Annotated in this window: 16 protein-coding genes; 10 read left to right on the top strand and 6 right to left on the bottom strand. The window is 64.4% G+C overall.

Going from position 1 to position 14185, the window contains the following annotated elements; all coding sequences use genetic code 11:
- Window positions 1-501: 501 nt before the first annotated feature.
- The 3 genes from BFE01S_RS25215 to BFE01S_RS25205 all read left to right on the top strand — a co-directional run bounded on the left by BFE01S_RS25215 (window position 502) and on the right by BFE01S_RS25205 (window position 4304).
- Window positions 502-1821, top strand: a complete 1320-nt coding sequence (locus BFE01S_RS25215; protein WP_028227893.1) for an MFS transporter — start codon at window positions 502-504, stop codon at window positions 1819-1821.
- 39 nt (window positions 1822-1860) lie between these two features.
- The gene (locus BFE01S_RS25210; protein WP_028227892.1) at window positions 1861-3072 is read left to right on the top strand and encodes a M20 aminoacylase family protein; all 1212 of its coding nucleotides are present in this window, start codon (window positions 1861-1863) and stop codon (window positions 3070-3072) included.
- Window positions 3073-3239: 167 nt separating this feature from the next.
- Entirely contained in the window at window positions 3240-4304 is a 1065-nt protein-coding gene (locus tag BFE01S_RS25205) for a diguanylate cyclase (protein WP_028227891.1), read from the top strand.
- A 30-nt stretch (window positions 4305-4334) separates the two neighbouring features.
- Here BFE01S_RS25205 and BFE01S_RS40115 read toward each other — a convergent pair whose 3' ends face one another.
- Window positions 4335-5363, bottom strand: a complete 1029-nt coding sequence (locus BFE01S_RS40115; protein ID WP_042338510.1) for an NAD-dependent epimerase/dehydratase family protein — start codon at window positions 5361-5363, stop codon at window positions 4335-4337.
- Window positions 5364-5465: 102 nt separating this feature from the next.
- On the opposite strand from BFE01S_RS40115, the gene BFE01S_RS25195 reads away from it, so the two are divergent.
- From BFE01S_RS25195 to BFE01S_RS40110, 4 genes are all read left to right on the top strand, one after another.
- Window positions 5466-6374 (top strand): LysR family transcriptional regulator, encoded by a 909-nt coding sequence (locus tag BFE01S_RS25195; protein ID WP_028227890.1) that lies wholly within the window; start codon window positions 5466-5468, stop codon window positions 6372-6374.
- Entirely contained in the window at window positions 6371-6787 is a 417-nt protein-coding gene (locus BFE01S_RS25190) for a nuclear transport factor 2 family protein (protein WP_245621192.1), read from the top strand. The genes BFE01S_RS25195 and BFE01S_RS25190 overlap by 4 nt, the downstream gene beginning before the upstream one ends.
- Window positions 6788-6819: 32 nt before the next feature.
- The gene (locus tag BFE01S_RS25185; protein WP_028227888.1) at window positions 6820-7077 is read left to right on the top strand and encodes a hypothetical protein; all 258 of its coding nucleotides are present in this window, start codon (window positions 6820-6822) and stop codon (window positions 7075-7077) included.
- A gap of 186 nt (window positions 7078-7263) precedes the next feature.
- The gene (locus BFE01S_RS40110) at window positions 7264-8973 is read left to right on the top strand and encodes a purple acid phosphatase family protein (protein ID WP_042338507.1); all 1710 of its coding nucleotides are present in this window, start codon (window positions 7264-7266) and stop codon (window positions 8971-8973) included.
- A 129-nt stretch (window positions 8974-9102) separates the two neighbouring features.
- Here the strand turns inward: BFE01S_RS40110 and BFE01S_RS25175 are convergent, their stop codons facing one another.
- Entirely contained in the window at window positions 9103-9459 is a 357-nt protein-coding gene (locus tag BFE01S_RS25175; RefSeq protein ID WP_042338503.1) for a hypothetical protein, read from the bottom strand.
- Here BFE01S_RS25175 and BFE01S_RS25170 point away from each other — a divergent pair.
- Window positions 9452-9898, top strand: coding sequence for a GNAT family N-acetyltransferase (locus BFE01S_RS25170; RefSeq protein WP_028227886.1), 447 nt, complete (start codon window positions 9452-9454; stop codon window positions 9896-9898). The genes BFE01S_RS25175 and BFE01S_RS25170 overlap by 8 nt on opposite strands.
- 10 nt (window positions 9899-9908) lie before the next feature.
- On the opposite strand, the gene BFE01S_RS25165 is transcribed toward BFE01S_RS25170, so the two are convergent.
- The 3 genes from BFE01S_RS25165 to BFE01S_RS40100 form a co-directional block, all read right to left on the bottom strand.
- Complete coding sequence (locus tag BFE01S_RS25165; protein WP_028227885.1) at window positions 9909-10205, bottom strand: winged helix-turn-helix domain-containing protein; 297 nt, start codon at window positions 10203-10205, stop codon at window positions 9909-9911.
- Window positions 10206-10469 carry a hypothetical protein gene (locus tag BFE01S_RS40105; RefSeq protein ID WP_042338501.1) on the bottom strand — a complete coding sequence of 88 codons (264 nt, stop codon included), beginning with the start codon at window positions 10467-10469 and terminating at the stop codon, window positions 10206-10208.
- Between the two features lie 111 nt (window positions 10470-10580).
- Complete coding sequence (locus tag BFE01S_RS40100; protein WP_042338500.1) at window positions 10581-11969, bottom strand: MFS transporter; 1389 nt, start codon at window positions 11967-11969, stop codon at window positions 10581-10583.
- A gap of 121 nt (window positions 11970-12090) precedes the next feature.
- Between BFE01S_RS40100 and BFE01S_RS25150 the strand changes: the two genes are divergently transcribed.
- Together BFE01S_RS25150 and BFE01S_RS25145 are read left to right on the top strand one after the other, a co-directional pair.
- Complete coding sequence (locus BFE01S_RS25150) at window positions 12091-13011, top strand: LysR family transcriptional regulator (RefSeq protein ID WP_028227884.1); 921 nt, start codon at window positions 12091-12093, stop codon at window positions 13009-13011.
- 213 nt (window positions 13012-13224) lie between these two features.
- Window positions 13225-13698 (top strand): VOC family protein, encoded by a 474-nt coding sequence (locus BFE01S_RS25145; protein ID WP_028227883.1) that lies wholly within the window; start codon window positions 13225-13227, stop codon window positions 13696-13698.
- Between the two features lie 21 nt (window positions 13699-13719).
- Here BFE01S_RS25145 and BFE01S_RS25140 read toward each other — a convergent pair whose 3' ends face one another.
- A complete protein-coding gene (locus tag BFE01S_RS25140) occupies window positions 13720-14184 on the bottom strand; it encodes a dihydrofolate reductase (RefSeq protein ID WP_028227882.1) in 465 nt (154 codons plus the stop codon).
- Between the last annotated feature and the right edge of the window lies 1 nt (window position 14185).

Genomic DNA, 14185 nt, shown 5'->3' with positions numbered 1-14185 from the left:
GTCTGCGTACAACAGTCGTTTCCATTTATCTGAAGCGGCCGTTCTCGGGCAGCGTTTCCCGATGGAGCCCCGCGCGGAGTTCAGTCCGGCTAATCCCTGTTACGGGGCAGACGTTACGTCCACGCGGCAGCCAGCAGCAATGCCGGAGAGGGGCGTGCCAGTCGCTCTGCTGCATTCGAATTTACGCCAAAACCGAAAAGTCGAGTGATGCGCATCCGCGCATCCGCCGCCGCGTTTGGCCGCGACGCCGTTTTCCGCTCGTGTCGACCCGCGCAGATGAAACTCCCACACAATCGCGTCGACTCCCCCCAGTCGATTCCATCCAGTTATCACGATGAAAATTTACTACTTCTTTCAAAAATAAAGCCGGGCTGAATATCGGTCGGGCCGGTGCAGCCCCATGCCGGCGTTGTCTTGCCGAAAGCTTTCTGTACGATGGGCCGCAAGCCGCGCAGGCGCGCAGCGGCCCGCTTCGTTCACACCGTTCTGCAGAGATCCGCCATGAATGACGTCACGCTCACGGCCGCCGACGAAGCCGGCTCATCGCACTTTGCCGGTGCGGCGCCACAGGCGGCTTCGTGCACGAGCCAGTTCCGGCTCATCGCGGCCTGCTCGATCGGCAACGCGCTCGAAATGTACGACTTTACGGTCTACAGCTTCTTCGCCCTGCTGATCGGCCGGCTCTTCTTTCCCTCGGACAGTCCCTACGGCTCGCTGCTGCTGGCGGTGGCGACCTTCGGCATCGGCTTCGTGATGCGGCCGCTCGGGGCCTTCGTGATAGGCAGCTATGCGGACCGGCGCGGCCGCAAGGCCGCGATGACGCTCACCATCGCGCTGATGGTCGCGGGCACGCTCTGTCTCGCCTTTGCGCCCACCTATGCACAGGCGGGCGTGCTGGGCTCGCTCGTGATCCTCGCGGGGCGGCTTCTGCAAGGCTTTTCGCTGGGCGGCGAGATTGGCGCGGCCACGGCCATGCTGATGGAGTCGGGCGCCGTGGGGCAGCGCGGCTTTCGCGTGAGCTGGCAACTGGGCAGCCAGGGCATTTCCGCGCTGCTCGGCGCCTTGACGGGCGCGTTGCTCTACACCTTCCTCACGCCGGCCGCGCTCGAAAGCTGGGGCTGGCGCCTGCCGTTCCTCGGCGGTCTCGCGATTGCGCCGGTGGGCCTCTATATCCGCTCGAAGCTCGACGAGACCCACGAGGCCGCGCCCGATGCCAGAAGTCCGCTCGGTACGCTGCTGCGCGAGCACGGCAAGCAGGTAGTGCAGGGCATTCTCGCGGTGACGGCGGGGACCGTCGGCATGTATCTCGTGGTGTTCTTCATGCCCACCTACATGATTCGCGTGCTCAAGATGCCGCCTTCGCTGTCGCTGCTCTCCGGCTGCGCCACCGGCCTGACGATGCTGGTGGCATCGCTCGTTGCGGGGCGGCTGGCAGACCGTCTCGCACGGCGCAAGCCGCTGGTGCTGGCGTCGCTCCTCTTCAACATTGTCGCGGTGGTGCCCGCGTTCTGGCTGATGACGCGTTATCCGAGCGTGCCGCTCGTGCTGCTACTCTCGGTTGTCATGACCGCGGCCACGAATCTCGGTTCGACGCCCATGCTGCTCATCATGATGGAACTGCTGCCCAAGCACGTGCGTGCAAGCGGGCTGTCGGTCATCTACAGCATCGGCGTGACCGTGTTTGGCGGCAGTTCGCAGTTCGTCGTGACCTGGCTGCTCGCGAAAACGGGCAATCCGCTCACGCCCGCGCTCTATCTCGTCGCCTGCGCCTTCGTGACTCTGTTCGCTGTACTGAGCATTCGCGAGAACCGCGTTGCGTGACCTTTTCGTTAAACATCGAATCTGGAGGACGACCTCGCCATGAAGCGCGAATCCCATCTCACGCCGTTCCAGTTGCTGCCCACGCTGCTGCCCGAAATCGAAATCGACGCCGAGACCTTCATCGGCATTCGCCGCCAGATTCACGCGCAGCCGGAACTGGGCTTCGAAGTGGGCGCGACGGCAAAGCTCGTCGCCATGCTGCTCGCGAAGTGGGGCTACGAAGTGCATACGGGCATGGGCCGCAGCGGCGTGGTGGGCCAGCTCAAGGTGGGCGACGGCAAGCGCCGCCTGGGGATTCGCGCCGACATGGACGCGCTGCCCATCGTCGAGAACACGGGACTGCCCTATGCGAGCCAGACGCCCGGCAAGATGCACGCCTGCGGGCACGACGGCCACACGGCGATCCTGCTCGCGGCGGCGAAGGCACTGGCCGACCGGCGCGACTTCAACGGCACGTTGAACCTGATCTTCCAGCCCGACGAAGAAAACCTGTGCGGCGCGAAAGCGATGATCGACGATGGTCTGTTCGAGCGCTTTCCCTGCGATGCCGTGTATGCGCTGCACAATATGCCGGGCGTAGAGGCGGGAACGTTTCGCGTGCTGCCGGGGCCGGTGAGCCTTTCGTCTGACGTGGCTGACGTGACGCTCAAGGGCGTGGGCGGACATGGCGCGATGCCGCACCGCGTGAAGGATCCCGTGGTGGCGGCGGGCGCCCTCATCACGGCGCTGCAGACCGTGGTGGCGCGCAACGTGCCGCCCGATGAAACGGCGGTGGTTTCGATCGGCTATATCCGCGGCGGCGCCACGCACAATGTGATTCCGGAATCGGTGCAACTGGGCCTGAACGTGCGTGCCGCCCGGCCCGAAACGCGTGAACTCGTGGAGGCGCGCGTGCGCGAGATCGTCGCGCTGACCGCGCAGGCACACGGCGTAGAGGCGCAGATCGACTACCGCCAACTCACGCCGCCGATGGTCAATACGCCTGAAGAAACGGCTCTCGCGCAGCAGGTGTGCGTCGATCTCGTGGGCGAAGGCAAGGTGGTCACGCAGGCGCCCAAGGGGCTCAACGGCAGCGAGGACTTCGCCTGGATGCTCAACGCCGTGCCGGGCTGCTACCTGATTCTGGGCAATGGCGAAGGCGAGTTCGGTGGTTGCATGGTCCACAATCCCGGCTACGACTTCAACGACCGGGTCTTGCCGCTGGGCGCCGCCTGCTGGGTGCGCCTCGCAGAGCGCTTCCTCGCGGCCTGAGCCGCAGGCGGCGGGAAGGTCGGGGCGGGCGTGCCGCGCGGGCGCCCGCTGTTGCGTCTGCTGTTGCGTCCACACCGTTAAGCCCCAAATTTTTTTCCGGGCAATGGCACAATAGGAGCCCATGTCCTTCGAGTCCGGCGCAGCGTGAATATGCAAGAAGCAACGCAATGAGTGCAGTACAGAAGGCCAACGCCGGCAAGGGCAAACGTTTCGTCGAACGCGTCTATCGTCTGAGGATCGCGGGGCTCGGCCTCGGGTTCTTTTGCGTGGCGTCCGTGTTCGCGCAGCAGGAGCGCGGTTTCGTCCTGTGGGGCCTGCTGGTCTTTCACGGCTTTCTCTGGCCTCACGTCGCGCGCCGGGCCGCGCTGGCCTGCCACGTGCCGTACCGCGGCGAACATGTCAATCTCGTGATCGACGCCGCATGCGGCGGCTTCTGGGTAGTCGCGATGCGGTTCAACGTGCTGCCGTGCGTGCTGATCCTCGTGATGCTCAGCATGGACAACATCGCCGCCGGCGGTCTGCGCCTCTTCGCGCGCGGCGTCCTCGCTCACCTGGCGGGCCTCGCCATCGGCCTGCTCACGCTGGGCTTCGTCTTCCAGCCGCTTTCGAGCCTCTCCACGATACTCGCCTGCCTGCCTTTCCTCGTGGTCTACCCGCTCGCGCTGGGCTGGGCGACCTATCGCATTTCGCAGCAACTCGCCGAGCAGACCCGCACGCTCGAACGGCTGAGCCGCACGGACGGCCTCACGGGCCTGCTCAACCGGCGCAGTTGGGAAACCGTGCTGGCGGCCGAGTTCGCGCTGTGCCGCGAGCGGCGCTATGCGTCGTCGCTGCTGCTCGTGGATCTCGATCACTTCAAGCGCGTGAACGACACCCACGGCCACCCGGCCGGCGACGCGGTGCTGCAGGCGTTCGCCGTCATGCTGCGCGATCATTTCCGCGAGACGGACCCGATCGGCCGCTACGGCGGCGAAGAGTTCGGCGTGGTGCTGCCGGGCGCGACGCTTACCGAGGCGCGCGCGGCTGCCGAGCAACTGGTCGCCACCGTGCGTATCCAGGCGGCGCTGGACGGCGCGGCGTGCCCGTGCACGATCAGCGTGGGCGTGGCGCAGTGCGGGCCTGACATGCGCGATCACATCGCCTGGTTGCAAAAGGCCGACGCGAGCCTCTACGGCGCGAAGCTGGGCGGGCGCGACCGCGTGGTGGTGGGCGAGGCGATCGAGCCGGCGTGAGCGGCGCGTGTTGCCGGGTTTTACCGCGTCTTACTTCGCATGAGCTGCGAGGGGCGCGGCAGCAGGCGGACGGTCGAGGCACCCGATGCCGGCCAGCGTGGCCCCGACGGCCACATCCAGCGGCGTATGCGGCTCCCGGCCGAGCGTGGCGACGAGGCGCGCATTGTCGAGCCGCACCGGCACCCGCCACAAATAACGCATCTCCAGCAGTTCGCGCAGCGTCGTCATGAACGGTGCCGCCGCGAACACGAGCGCCCACGAAAAGCGCCGCTGGCGCGGCTTCGCGCCATGCAGGCGCGCTATGCGGCAGATGGCTTCGGCCATCTTCGTGCCGTCCGGGTCCCAGTGGCCGCCGAGGTGGAAAGCCGCGAAGGGCGGCAGGGTCTCCCGGCGCTCGATCAGTTCGATCATGGTCCGCGCCACGTCGGGCACATAGGCCCATTGGTGCCCCACGCCGGGACGGCCGGGCAACTGGACCGTGCGCACGGGCTGGCCCGCCTTGACGAGGCCTTGAGAGAACCAGCTATTGGCCGTGAGGCGAGGGCCGAAGAAGTCGCCGGCCCGCACGACGATCGTGCGTACGCCTTGTGCCGTGGCCGCCTGGAGTTGGCGCTCGAGCTCCACGCGGATGGCGCCCTTTCTGGTGCGCGGTTGCTGGGGCTGGTCTTCGCGCAGGGTCGGAAACGCGTCCGGCCCGTAGTTATAGACGGTCCCCGGCAGCACGATGGTCGCGCCGGCGGCCTGCGCCGCCGCGATGGTGTTGCCGATCATCGGCAGCACGAGCTGCGACCAGTTGCGGTATCCCGGCGGGTTCACGGCGTGGACGATCACCTGGCAGCCGCTCGCCGCACGCATCACGGCTTCGCGGTCCATGGCGTCGCCTTGTTGCCACTCGATGCCGTCTGCCGCCGCTCCCGCGGCCGGGCTGCCGCGCCGGTGCAGCGCGCGCACCTGCCAGCCGGCCTCGTGCAACTGCCGCGCCACTTCGCCGCCTATGGCGCCGGTCGCGCCCAGCACGAGGGCCTGCTTGTCCTGTTGCCCGGAAAATGAGGTTGCCATGTCCGCTCTCCACTTCGATCCGTGGTTTCGATGGAGGCATTCTGCGCCGTATCTCGCACATAATAAATTGGCGAACGTAGGCTATCTGCTATACATTTATGTATGGTCTCGAATCTGAGCTGGGAACTGTATCGAACCTTTCTCGCCGTGCTGACCGAAGGCTCGCTTTCGGGGGCCGCGCGCGCACTGGGCATCACGCAGCCCACGGCGGGACGGCATATCGAGGCGCTGGAGGCGGCGTTCGGCCAGCCGCTCTTCACCCGTTCGCAAACGGGCCTCTTGCCCACCGAGGCGGCTGCGGCGCTGCGTGGTTATGCCGAGGCGATGCGCAGCACCGCGGCCGCGCTGGAGCGGGCGGCGGCGAGCCGCGGCGAGGCCATGAAAGGCGTCGTGCGGATCTCGGCGAGCGAGGTGGTGTCCGTGGAGGTGCTGCCGCCGGTGATCGCCCAGTTGCGGCGTGCGCAGCCCGGCCTCGTGGTCGAACTGGTGGTCAGCAACCGCGTGCAGGATCTGCTGCAGCGCGAGGTTGACATTGCAGTGCGCATGACGCGGCCGGTGCAGGAGATGCTGGTGGCGCGGCGCATCGGCGCGATCGAGGTGGGGCTGCACGCGCGCGACGATTACCTTGCCGCCCACGGCACGCCGGTCAGGCTCGACGATCTCGCCGGTCATGCCCTCGTGGGCTTCGACGAAGTGACGCCGTTCATCCGCAACGCCGCGAAGATGTTTCCCACCTGGCACCGCGAGGCATTTTCGATCCGCAGCAGCAGCGACCTTGCGCAACTGGCGATGATCCGCGCGGGCTGCGGCATCGGCTTTTGCCAGGCCGGCGTGGCGCGGCGCGACCCGCGGCTCGTGCGGGTACTCGGGCAGAGCGCCACGTTCTCGCTCGATACGTGGGTCACGATGCACGAGGACCTGCGCGGCAATCCGCGCTGCAAGGCGGTATTCGATGCGCTCGCAACCGGTTTGAGCGCGTACATTGAAGAGACTGGACAAGGAGCGCGATGAAGCCTGCCCCGATGGTATTGCACGATCCGACCGCCTGCGACGTGGTGCAGGCGTTTTGGCGCCTGATGAGCACCAACGACTTCCACGCGGTGGAGGCGGTTCTGGCCCGGGACTTCGTGCTTGAGTGGCCGCAGTCGAACGAGCGTATTCGGGGCGCCACGAATTTCGCGCGGCTCAATACCGCTTATCCCGCACAAGGGCCATGGGTCTTTACGATCAATCGCCTTGTTGCCAATGAGAACGAGGTTGTTTCGGATGTGGGCGTGACGGACGGTTTCCTGATCGCCAGAGCTATTTCGTTCTTTACGATCGAACAAGGCAAAATCACGCGGATGGTCGAATTCTGGCCGGAGCCCTATGAGGCGCCTTTTGATCGAACGGCGTTTGTCGAGCCGATTCATCCGGCGATTTGATTCCCCGATGGTCTTGATGGGAGACGGCAATCGTGAAACACGCGGGTCCGGATGCGCTGAAGCAGCTTGAGAGTTTGCTTGACCGGCTACGTGAATTGCCCGGATTGAGCGAACGCTCGACGGGCATTTTCTATCGCAAATCGAAGCCATTTCTGCATTTTCACGAAGATCCCACCGGACTTTATGCCGACGTGAGAATCGAAGTGGAGTTCGAACGCTTTCCAGTCAACTCCGAAGGCGAGAAGAGCGCGCTGCTCAAAGCGATTGCGAGGGTGATTGCGCCTGCGTGAGCTTTCAGGCTCACACGGTGTCATGCCGTACGCGGCGATCATGCGCGATAGATAATCTATCGGCGCTTTCTCGAAGCTGTCATCGTTACGAAAAGCATTTACGGAAAAATCGGCGGGTTAGTCGTCGCCCGAGCGCCATTCGGCGCGAAGCAGTCAACCTGTCCAATTCCACCGTAGAGGCTCCGTATGTCCGAAGACCCGACTTTCGCGAACGCGTGCTGTGCGACCCACAACGATCAACCCGGCGATCCCCGGACCGGCGTTTCGCGCCGGGGCTTCCTGAAGCTGGCGGGCGTTTCGGGCCTCGCCGCCGGGACCGGCGCGCTGGCCATGAGCACAAGCGCGGTCGCGGCCACGCCGGACGGCACTCCCGAGCAGATTCACCTGACCTGGGGGCGCGACCCGGCCAGCGAGGTGGTCATCTCGTGGGCTTCGCTGGCCGCGGCGGTGAATCCCCGCGTGAGCATCGGCGTGACGGGCGAGCGCGCGCAGGTTCGGCATGCGGTGGAGCGTACCTACACGGATGGCATCAACGGCGAAACGGTCTACACGTACCACGTTGCGCTGCACGACCTGCAGCCGTGCACGCCCTACCAGTACCAGGTGACGGCGGACAACGACAGCAACATGGGCACGCCGTTCACCGCCGACTTCCAGACGGCGCCGCGCGGCCGCACGCGCTTTCGCTGGACGAGCTACGGCGATCTTGCCACGCCCAATACGAAGTGGGTTCTCTCGTACCCGCAGAGCCGCTTCGCCGTGGCGGCCGTGGAGCAGTTCAAGCCGCTCTTCCATCTGCTCAACGGCGACCTCTGCTACGGCAACCTGAACCCGACTTCGCAACCCTCTGTGTGGCGCGATTTCGGCAACAACGTGCAGACCTCGGCGGCCAACCGTCCGTGGATGCCGTGTCCCGGCAATCACGAACTCGAATTCAACAACGGCAACCAGGGCCTCGCTTCTTACCTGACGCGCTATACGCTGCCGGAGAACGGCACGCATTTTCGCGGCCACTGGTACAGCTTCCAGGTGGGATCGGTGCTGTTCGTGTCGCTCGATGCGGACGACGTGGTCTATCAGGACGCCGCCGCCTTCGTAGCCGGGCCGGCCCCGCTGGTGCCGGCGAGCAGTACCGGCAATCCGCCTGTCGCGCCCGGCACGTCGCTGTATGTGCGCGGGTACAGCAACGGCGAGCAGACACGCTGGCTCGAAAGAACGCTGCACCGCGCTTCGAACGATCCGGGCATCGACTGGATCGTCGTGCAGATGCATCAGGACGCGCTCTCGTCGTCGTCAACCGGCAACGGCTCGGATAAGGGCATCCGGGAGGCCTGGCTGCCGCTGTTCGACCGCTACGGCGTGGATCTCGTGCTGTGCGGCCACGATCATGACTATGAGCGCAGCTACCCGGTGCGCGGATACAACGCCAACGCGGGCGTCGATGCGACGACGGGCGCGGCGGTGGAGACGTTGCAGCCGAAACCGGTTGTCGCCTCCGATCCGGACAACGCCACGTTCGACACCAGCAAGGGCACGATACATCTGATCCTGGGCGGCGGCGGAACCAGCGCGCCGCTGGACGTGTATGGCAAGGATGCCGCCACGGGCCAGGTTCAGGCCAAGGTCTTCACGAAGCCCAACCGCCCGATACCGGGCAAGACGGTGGGCACGTTCGTGCGTGCGCCGGCCGACGCGCTGGAAGATGCGATCTGGTCGGCGCGGCGCGATACCGGCACCGGCTATGGCCTCGCGGTGTTCGACTACGATCCGGGCACGGCGGGCGGCAAGACGACCATCACCATGAACTATTATCACGCGCCAGGCGCGGACCAGACGCCCACGGCCGACTATCAGTTGTTCGAAACGATCGTGCTGGAGAAAACGCGACGGGCATAAGCAAGCGGGGCGACAGGGGCGTGCGGAATGCCCGCCCCTGTCGCCCCCGTATTCATGCAGGCGGCGATTGCGCGATCAATTGAGCGGCGTAGCGCCGGTAGATCCACGCGGAACCGGCTGAAAATACAGTCAGCGCGGGAACCACGAGCACGGCGTACGTGAGCGCCATGATGGGGGCGAGGTTGTGGTCGTGGGCGGCGATTGCGATGAGCCCGACTGGCCGCCAACCAGGACCGCCAGGCCGATTGCCGGGGCGATGATGGCGAGCCAGGTGCCGAAAATGCTGAGGGCATGCCCGCGGGTATTGCGCCAGGCGGCGCGCCAGCCCACCGGCTTGCCGATCGCAACGTGGCCAGGCAGAAGAGAGATGCGCAGGTGCACCCATAGTGCGATCATCAGGGCGATGCAGTCCATCGTGGCGAACAGGGCGTTGAATAGGTTGTGAATAAAGGACAACTCGCAACCCGATTGGAAAAAAATGAACATCACATTCTTGCCCACGACACACGACGATGCCGAGACATTGGTCCAAATGCGCATTAGCGCCATGCGGGAGAGCCTGGAACGCATTGGCCGGTTCGATCTCCAGCGCGCGAGAGATCGCTTTCTCGCCTCGTTCGATCCGGCATGGTGCAGGTTCATTGCGGTCGATGGCGAGCCGGTGGGTTTCGTGGTCGCCAAACCGGATGACGATCAGCTTGCGCTCGAACATCTGTACATCGTCCCGGAACATCAGGGAAAGGGTATCGGCTCGATCGTCCTTGATGCTCTTTTTGCCGACGCCGATACCCAGGCTATTGCGGTGAAAGTCGGTGCGTTGCGCGGCAGCGATTCAAATCGCTTCTATCAACGCCACGGCTTCACGCAAACTGGCGAAGCAGAATGGGATATCTACTACATCCGCGCCCCGCGCAAGACGCCATAGCGGCCGCCGCCTAAGCGGCACCGTCCAGAATGCTGCGGAGATGATTGATGTAGCCCTCGAATGCGCGCCGCCCTTCCTTCGTCATGGCAATAGACGTTCGCGGTTTCTTCCCGACAAAGTCCTTTTCCATCTGGACGTATCCGCATTTTTCCAGTGTCGCGAGATGGGCGCCGAGGTTGCCTTCGGTTGCTCCCACGATCGCGCGCAATCTGACGAACTCAATCGACTCGCGAGCGGGGAGCGCCTTGAGTGCAGCCATGATTTTCAGGCGCACGGGTTGATGAATGACTTCGTCCAGCGAATCCATTCACGCTCTCCGAAGCCACAGGCCGGCCAGCATGAGCGCACCGCCGCCCACTACGGCCATCCATAGATAAAAATGCGCGGCCAGCATGAAATAGCCGAACACGGTGAGCACTGCCAGCACGATGCCGGCAACCACGAATCGTGCGCCGAGCCAGAGACCGGCAAGCACATAAAAAAGCGCGACGATCAGGGCAATCAATGTAGCGGATTGGGGGCCTGTGACCGGCTGAAAAATATTCAGCACGAGAATGTAGAAGGCAAACATGCTGACAATGGATACCAGCCAGCGCTGGCTCGTAGCGGACGCGTGGTCCTTCCCGCGCTGCCCGAGATAGATGCAGCCCAGCGTGCCGGCGATATCGAGCGGGACCCAGAGTTAGCCCGTGGATTCAGGTTGTGTCGTCGGCCCGGTCGGCCTCATCGTTGCGAGCGCAATCATCAAACCTGCTGCCAATATCGCCGCCGCGATCAGTACCGCGCTATGCAGGCCCTCGACCATCCTGCCTTCTGCACCCGCAACGAGTGCGCCGAAAACCCCCACACCGAGCGCACCGCCTACCTGCCGCGCGGTATTCAGAACGCCGGAAGCAATGCCGGTGGAACCCGAATCGACATGAGCGAGGACGGCGGTGTTGATCGACGGCACGGCCAGCGCGACGCCAACACCGATGGTCAACAACGGCACCGTAATCATCAGATAGCTGCTGTGGCGCTCGATCAGACCAAGGGCGAGAAAGCCGGCCGCCGCCAGGGCCTGCCCCAGCACCATTGGAAACCGGTAGCCAAACCGTGTTGTCAACGCACCCGAAACCAGATTGGCCGCGGTGACCACCGCGGTTAGCGGCAGGAAAGCGAAGCCGGTCTGGAGCGGTGAATAGTGCCACACGTTCTGGAAGAAAAGGCTCATCGCGAACATCAGTCCGTAATAGCCGAAGTTGAGCGCCAGCCCGATCACCGAACTCGCGTTGACCGCCGGTATCTGGAACAGCGAGAGCGGCAGCATGGGATGCCGTTGCTGCTTTTCCACCACCACGAACAGCAGGCCGAAGAGAACGAAGCCGGCCACGCCCCACGTTACGGCCGGGCTTTTCCAGCCGTGGTCGCCGCTTTCCACCACGGCGAAGGTGAGTGCGACGAGCGAAGCCGCCGCCAGCACTTGTCCGGCAAGGTCGAGTTTGCGTGCGGCATTGCGCGGGGTATCGGGTGCATGGGCCAGCGTCAGCCAGATGCCGAGGATGCCGAAGGGCACGTTGATGAGAAAGATGCTCGGCCAGCCCAGGCTGCCAACCAGCACGCCGCCCACGATCGGTCCCGCTCCCAATGCCATGGCCGCCGTTCCCGCCCAGATGCTGACCGCCCTCGCTCTTGCCTTCGAATCGGGAAAGGTGGCGCTGAGCAGCGAAAGCGATGATGGCACGCACAAGGCCGCACCCACGCCCTGCACCGTGCGCGCGGCCACGAGCGCCAACGCGTTCGGAGCGAATCCGCAGGCGACCGAGGCCAGCGTGAATACGAAAAAGCCGCCCACGAAGACGCGGCGCGCGCCCAGCCGGTCGCCCAGTGCGCCCGCACTGAGCAGCAGGCTCGCGAACGCGAGCGTATAAGCGTTGAGCACCCATTCGAGTTGCGCGGAATCGACCGCGAGGGTTTCCTGAATGCGTTTGAGCGCCACGTTCACGACGGTAACGTCGAGGCAGATGATCGCGAAGCCGAGGCTGGTCGCGAGAAGTGCGAGGCGCGGGGATCGAGCGGGGTGTGCGTACATGGGCGAGTAAAGAGAAACTGGCGGGGTTGGCAGGATCGTTGAAGCACGAGAACACTCTAATTCCCCCGTCGAATTGGATAAAGGCAGCGCAATTTGGCGCAGAACCTATTAAAATTGCGGAATGGACCTGCTCAAAGCGATGACCGTGTTCGTACGCGTGGTCGAAACCGGTAGTCTCACGGCGGCCGCGGATGCCTGCGGCCTCTCGCCCACCATGGTGGGCAATCACCTGCAGGCGCTGGAGGCGCGGCTCGGCACGCGGCTCATTCACCGCACTACGCGCAAGCAGCAGATCAGCGTGTTTGGGCGCACCTATTACGAGCGATGCGTCGAAATTCTCGGCCTGATCGACGATGCCGAACGATTGGCGCTCGACCATCTGGGGACGCCCCGCGGTCTGCTGCGCGTCACGGCACCGCTGATCTTCAGCAGCGAATGCCTGATCCCGTCGCTGGCGGATTATTGCCGCCGTTATCCCGAGGTCCAGCTGGACGTGGTGGCGACCGACGCCGTATCGGATCTCGTCGAGGACGGTTTCGAAGCCGCGATTCGCCTCGGTACGCCTGGCAGTCCTGATCTTGTTGCACGCCCCTTGCAGCCGTATCGGCTCGTGCTGTGCGCGTCGCCCGCTTACCTCGAAGCGCATGGCGTACCCGCCTCGCCGGAAGCATTGCGCGCGCATCAATGCCTGACTTATGCCTACCCGCCGCGCTCCGAAATGCGTGCGGTACAGCCCGAATGGGTCTTGTCGGGCGCACGCGGCCCGGTGAGCGTTCCTGTGGGCGGCCGGCTGAGAATCGATAGTGCCGACGCGCTGCGCCGCGCCATTCTGGCGGGCATGGGCATTGCCATGCTGCCTTCCATTCTGGTCGATGACGATATCGAGGCCGGGCGCCTCGTGCGGGTCTTGCCCGACGAAGTGCCGCCCGCGCGGCCGATCAATCTGCTTTACTTGCGCGATCGCCAGATGTCGCCGAAGCTGCGCAGCTTCGTCGATTTCGTGCTCGAGCGCTTCGGCGCGGCGCCCGATCAAAAAGGTTGAGCTTCTCCTCACGCAGAGAGAACAACGGGGGTCATACCCGCATGGGTGAAACTGCTCGCGTAGCGTGCTGTTTTTCCGCCCGGCGTGCTATTTTTAAGTCCTTCGTTTTTAAGGCCCTGTTTTTAAGGCCCTGCTTTTATGGCCTGATCGGCGGGCTGGATGGTGTCGCACAGTCGCCCTTCGCTTTCCCCAAAACCTGACAGGAGACATGCCATGACGATTCAAAAGATCACGCCTTTCCTTTGGTATGCCAGGCAAGCGGAAGAGGCCGCGGCTTTCTATGCCGGCATCTTTCCCGATTCGCGCGTGATTCGGGTCACGCCGGTGCCGAGCGCGGGCTCCACGAGAGTCGTTGAGTTCGTACTCTTCGGGCAGTCTTTCATCGCCATGAGTCACGAAGCCGCCGAGCCTTTCAATCACGCGATTTCGCTCATGGTGAACTGTGCCGATCAGGCGGAGCTGGATCGCTACTGGAGTGCGTTTCTCGAAGGCGGTGCGGTGCCCAATGGCTGTGGCTGGCTGAAAGACCGCTTCGGGGTGTCATGGCAGATCGTGCCGGACGACCTCATTCCGATGATGGCCGATCCCGATCCGGTCAAGGCGAAGCGCGTGGCCGACGCCATGCTGCAAATGACGAAGTTCGACGCCGCAGCGCTCAGGGCCGCGTATGAGGGGAGCGGCGGCTAGCAGGAAGCATTGGCCTGCGGATCAGGCCGCGGCACGCCGGTAGGTGAGGAATGCATAGCGTATCGGTGCTTCGACTTCGACTCTTTCCACGCATTCGAAGTCGGAGGGCAGATCGGGAAACGTCGTATCGCCCGCCGGCATCAGATCGATTTCGGTGAGATAGATCGTGTCCGCATAGGGCAGAAAGAGGCGGTAGATGGCCTCGCCACCGGCGATGAAGATTTCGTCGCGCGCGTCGTTCGCGATGCGCACGATGGCTTCTTCCAGCGAGCGGCAGGTGGCAACAGGTTCGCCATCGGGAACCCGTGTGCCCATCACTAATACGTCCCGGTCGGGAAGCGGGCGGCCAATCGATTCGTAGGTGCGCCGCCCCATGACGACAAGATGACCCACCGTAAGTTGCCGGAAGCGGCGCTGTTCGCCCGGCACCTTCCACGGGATATCGTTGGCCGCACCTATTACGCGATTCCTGGCCATGGCGGCCACG

Origin of the sequence: Paraburkholderia ferrariae NBRC 106233, from assembly GCF_000685035.1 — a bacterium.
GTDB classification, from domain to species: Bacteria; Pseudomonadota; Gammaproteobacteria; order Burkholderiales; family Burkholderiaceae; genus Paraburkholderia; species Paraburkholderia ferrariae.
The sequence above is the reverse complement of the archived record's forward strand: the minus strand, read 5'-3'. Positions and strand labels throughout refer to the sequence as shown.

Excerpts from the sequence above, each read along its gene's own strand:
- BFE01S_RS40110 (WP_042338507.1), top strand. The coding sequence starts at position 7,264 with ATGTCCGAAGACCCGACTTTCGCGAACGCGTGCTGTGCGACCCACAAC.
- BFE01S_RS40105 (WP_042338501.1), bottom strand. The coding sequence starts at position 10,469 with ATGTTTGCCTTCTACATTCTCGTGCTGAATATTTTTCAGCCGGTCACA.
- BFE01S_RS40100 (WP_042338500.1), bottom strand. The coding sequence starts at position 11,969 with ATGTACGCACACCCCGCTCGATCCCCGCGCCTCGCACTTCTCGCGACC.
- BFE01S_RS25175 (WP_042338503.1), bottom strand. The coding sequence starts at position 9,459 with ATGTTCATTTTTTTCCAATCGGGTTGCGAGTTGTCCTTTATTCACAAC.
- BFE01S_RS25190 (WP_245621192.1), top strand. The coding sequence starts at position 6,371 with ATGAAGCCTGCCCCGATGGTATTGCACGATCCGACCGCCTGCGACGTG.
- BFE01S_RS25195 (WP_028227890.1), top strand. The coding sequence starts at position 5,466 with ATGGTCTCGAATCTGAGCTGGGAACTGTATCGAACCTTTCTCGCCGTG.
- BFE01S_RS25145 (WP_028227883.1), top strand. The coding sequence starts at position 13,225 with ATGACGATTCAAAAGATCACGCCTTTCCTTTGGTATGCCAGGCAAGCG.
- BFE01S_RS25165 (WP_028227885.1), bottom strand. The coding sequence starts at position 10,205 with ATGGATTCGCTGGACGAAGTCATTCATCAACCCGTGCGCCTGAAAATC.
- BFE01S_RS25215 (WP_028227893.1), top strand. The coding sequence starts at position 502 with ATGAATGACGTCACGCTCACGGCCGCCGACGAAGCCGGCTCATCGCAC.
- BFE01S_RS40115 (WP_042338510.1), bottom strand. The coding sequence starts at position 5,363 with ATGGCAACCTCATTTTCCGGGCAACAGGACAAGCAGGCCCTCGTGCTG.
- BFE01S_RS25205 (WP_028227891.1), top strand. The coding sequence starts at position 3,240 with ATGAGTGCAGTACAGAAGGCCAACGCCGGCAAGGGCAAACGTTTCGTC.
- BFE01S_RS25170 (WP_028227886.1), top strand. The coding sequence starts at position 9,452 with ATGAACATCACATTCTTGCCCACGACACACGACGATGCCGAGACATTG.
- BFE01S_RS25210 (WP_028227892.1), top strand. The coding sequence starts at position 1,861 with ATGAAGCGCGAATCCCATCTCACGCCGTTCCAGTTGCTGCCCACGCTG.
- BFE01S_RS25150 (WP_028227884.1), top strand. The coding sequence starts at position 12,091 with ATGGACCTGCTCAAAGCGATGACCGTGTTCGTACGCGTGGTCGAAACC.